General features: G+C 61.4%; 3 protein-coding genes. 1 reads left to right on the top strand and 2 read right to left on the bottom strand.

The window, feature by feature from the left end:
• The coding region (locus ABWP50_RS09115; RefSeq protein WP_502951016.1) for a tetratricopeptide repeat protein at positions 1 to 500 on the bottom strand (500 nt) is incomplete at its 3' end.
• A 220-nt stretch (positions 501 to 720) separates the two neighbouring features.
• Here ABWP50_RS09115 and ABWP50_RS09110 point away from each other — a divergent pair.
• Positions 721 to 1,677, top strand: coding sequence for a stealth family protein (locus ABWP50_RS09110; protein WP_353217684.1), 957 nt, complete (start codon positions 721 to 723; stop codon positions 1,675 to 1,677).
• Positions 1,678 to 1,913: 236 nt separating this feature from the next.
• Here ABWP50_RS09110 and ABWP50_RS09105 read toward each other — a convergent pair whose 3' ends face one another.
• The gene (locus ABWP50_RS09105) at positions 1,914 to 2,609 is read right to left on the bottom strand and encodes a hypothetical protein (RefSeq protein ID WP_353217683.1); all 696 of its coding nucleotides are present in this window, start codon (positions 2,607 to 2,609) and stop codon (positions 1,914 to 1,916) included.
• Positions 2,610 to 3,048: the final 439 nt, after the last annotated feature.

Genomic DNA, 3,048 nt, shown 5'->3' with positions numbered 1-3,048 from the left:
GGCACCCCGGCGAGCGCTGCGGCCACGGCCTCATCGGCCTCCTTCAGGGCGGCTGCCTGCGGGCAGGTTTCTGTACAGGCGCTGCGCCGCGCCTGAATAGCGGCAAGGGTCTCCTGCGCCTTCACCTTGTCGCCAAGCTGGCCATCGGTCACGCCAAGATCGCGCCATGCCGCAATCATGCTGGCATCGGTCTTTGCCGCCTTGGCATAAAATCGCCGTGCGCCCTTCAAATCGCCAAGCCCGGTTCGCGCCACGCCGGCCATATACTGGCTGTTGGCATCGCGCGGCGCGACCGACAGCGCATGATCAAAGGCGGTTTTCGCGGCCTTGAAATCCTTGGCCTGAAGCGCGGCAACACCCTTGCGGTACTCGGCCGCTGCATCATATTGCGGCGCGCTGGCGCTGGGCGCCGAGGACATGCCGCCGCCGCCGCCGCCGCCCGCCGCATAGGCCGGCGCAGCCAACAGACCAAACGCAAGAACCGCAATCAGGACGCGCATGTAATCCTCCCTAGATATTGTCGAAGACTATCATCGGAAACGCCGGCGAACCAGCGGCTTTGCGGCTCGATCCCTGCGCTGCGGCAATCATGCCGCAAAACATATGTCCCGCAACTGACACAAAACCGACATATGATATTGACTCGCCGGCCGCCTCGCCCCATGGCCTGCCATGTCCTGTTCTATCGTGGCGGACTGAACGCTCGCCTGGACGGGACATATGCAGTTTTTCGGCGACGACGCGCGGATCGACGCGGTCATCACGTGGGTTGATGGAGACGATCCGGCGCACCGTGCCCGGCGTCAACGCCATCAGCCGCCGGCAGCGGCCAACGCCAACGCCACCAATCCGCACCGCTGGGCCTGCAACGATGAACTGGGCTATTGCCTGCGCTCCATCGCCAATCACGCGCCGTGGATCGGGCGGATCTGGATCATCACCGATGCGCAAGTGCCCGATCTGTCGGGCCTGCCGGCCGATCTGCTGGCGCGCATCAGCATCGTCGATCATCTGACGCTGTTTGCCGGCCATGAAGCCGCCCTGCCCACCTTCAACTCACTGGCCATCGAAACCCTGTTGTGGCGCATCCCCGGGCTGGCCGAACGCTTCGTCTATTTCAACGATGATGTGTTCCTCACCGGGCCGCTGGCACCCGGCGATGTGTTCGATGGCGCAGCGCCAGTGCTGCGCGGCGCCTGGGTCGATCAGAGCGATATCGCCGCCGATCCGGCCAGCCGTGGCAATCCTGCGCTCTTGAATGCCCTCACCCAGATCAACGCCGCAGCGCTGGCCGGCTTTGGCGCAAGCCGCCTGTTCCGCGCCGCCCACGTTGTCCACCCGCTGCGCCGGTCCGTGCTGGCCGGCCTTTACGATCAGCACCGCGCCGCGTTCGTCGCCAACCTCGGCCACCGCTTCCGCTGCGTCTCGCAATTCCTGCCGCAAGGCCTGCACAACCACGCCTGCATCGCCGCCGGCACCGCCGTGCTGCACACCGGCGAAGACCATCTCCACCTGCGCACCGGCGCCGTGCTGGATTACCCGCTGCCGCAAGTCCGCGCCTACCTCGCCCGCGCTTGCCAACCGCAGTTCAAATTCCTCTGCGTCAACGATCTCCCCCAAGTCGAAGCCGCCATCCCCGACACCCGCGCCTGGATCGAACGCGCGATCGCAGCGTGAGGGGTTAGGAAGAAGAGGGGCCTCCGGCGGGCAGGGTCGCGGACCCTGCACCCGATTGTTTTCGGGCGGCTCTCCGCGGCGGCTTTGGGGTGGGAAGCGGACGGTTTGGCGCGGCTGACGTCTGGCCGATGTTGGGCCGGTTGCGGAAAGGCCGCTGTTTGGGTCGAACCGCAAGGAAGCAGTCCTATGGCTAACCACCAAAAAGCAGAGATTTGTTACGATGCTTTGCTCCAAGTTCAGCTGCGTTTGCCGTGACGACTCACGGTCTGGATAGCGACATCGACGATATCGTTGGGAGACGGGGCGCCGGGTAAGCCGCCATTATAATGCAGAAGGACCTGGGCTATGGCATTTTTTACCGAGACGAAGACTTTGTGCATCTGGTCGTGGCTCAGCACCAGCTTCTCGCCAGGTCTGGCTAGGTCAGCCAACCCCTTGAGCTTGGCATGCTCCGTGGCCGTGACCACTCCTTTCGCGTGGACGATTGCCTTCCTGAGAATTCTAAGGTCGCCCAGTGCGTCTATTCTGATGTCATTAGGTTCGACTCCGCGCACCCTTGCAATGGCGGGACGGACCTCCTCATCCCAATAGGCAAATATAAACACGATAATGGCCCAACATATTTGTTGCTCGTTGAACCCAGCCTCTGCGTTGTCAGCGAGGAAAGTGGAGCTTTTGCGAATACTTGAGTGGATGATTTCCGGCTGGCTTGGGTCCTCCATTGTGTCCCATACAATGATTTCTTGGCCGTCGCGCATCTCCTTTCGGGTCGGAAAGGTGACTCGCGCCACTTGGCGCTCAATGCGAACCGTGTTTCCTTCAAAACCATTTTGGCAGTCCATGTAAACGGAGGCCTGCTTATTCACAAAATCTATAAAGCCTCGCAGGATCGGAAGCTCTTCTTTCGCTTTGTCGAAATTAATTTCAGACACTGTCTAAATTGTCCTTCCGTTGCGGAGAGGAGGAGGGGCTTCGAGCAATCCTTATTGGGTCCTGGCCTTTCGCGCTTGCTTGCTCCGCGATCGATGCGATGGGCATGCTTTTGGTCTACGCTTGGCCGAGCTTGGTTTGGCCGAATAAGGATAGACGAGATAACATCATAAACTTAGCCGCTCGGTGGGAATTCCACAAACCGCCGTCAGCAGCATAATAGCGGCCTTTGGGATCGCCGCAGTCCCCGCGGAACGGCCGATATGAGGCGCATTGCAGACAATTGGCTTGGTGTCGGAACGTTGGGCGCAAGCGGACACCCATCGTTTGTCATGCTGGCGAAGGCCAGCATCCATTGTGGGGTTGGGGCCAATGAGGGCCACGCGTGCACACGCTGGGCAGTGGATGCTGGCCTTCGCCAGCATGACGGCCTCTCTGAAC

Source organism: Sandarakinorhabdus sp., from assembly GCF_040398645.1.
In the GTDB taxonomy this organism is placed as follows: domain Bacteria; phylum Pseudomonadota; class Alphaproteobacteria; order Sphingomonadales; family Sphingomonadaceae; genus Sandarakinorhabdus.
Note: the sequence above shows the minus strand (reverse complement) of the source record. Positions and strands in the feature narration are given on the sequence as shown.

Excerpts from the sequence above, each read along its gene's own strand:
- ABWP50_RS09110 (WP_353217684.1), top strand. The coding sequence starts at position 721 with ATGCAGTTTTTCGGCGACGACGCGCGGATCGACGCGGTCATCACGTGG.